Origin of the sequence: Vibrio sp. 10N.261.51.A3 (genome assembly GCF_041471965.1) — a bacterium.
In the GTDB taxonomy this organism is placed as follows: Bacteria; Pseudomonadota; Gammaproteobacteria; order Enterobacterales; family Vibrionaceae; genus Vibrio; species Vibrio crassostreae_C.
Genome location: NZ_JBFRPK010000020.1, coordinates 82,413 through 82,788 on the forward strand (window position 1 = coordinate 82,413; position 376 = coordinate 82,788).

Genomic DNA, 376 nt, shown 5'->3' on the forward strand with positions numbered 1-376 from the left:
CGATGTCCTACTCTCACATGGGGAAGCCCCACACTACCATCGGCGCTATTGTGTTTCACTTCTGAGTTCGGCATGGAATCAGGTGGGTCCACAATGCTATGGTCGCCAAGCAAATTTTGCTTTTACTTTCAGCTTTTTTAAAAACTGAAGGCAAAATAATCTGGAAAACTGATTTAAAAGTCTATCTCTTCAAACTCATTCAAGCGTTTTGTTTGCCTCTGCTTTTTAAAGCGGAAACAACAGTTTTGAGTCCACAAAACCCCTTGGGTGTTGTATGGTTAAGCCTCACGGGCAATTAGTACAGGTTAGCTCAATGCCTCGCAGCACTTACACACCCTGCCTATCAACGTCGTAGTCTACGACAACCCTTTAGGAC

General features: G+C 44.1%; 2 rRNA genes. Both read right to left on the reverse strand.

Going from position 1 to position 376, the window contains the following annotated elements:
- Positions 1 to 110, reverse strand: a 5S ribosomal RNA gene (gene rrf, locus AB4371_RS05255).
- A gap of 164 nt (positions 111 to 274) precedes the next feature.
- Positions 275 to 376 (reverse strand): 23S ribosomal RNA (locus AB4371_RS05260); the annotation flags it as partial.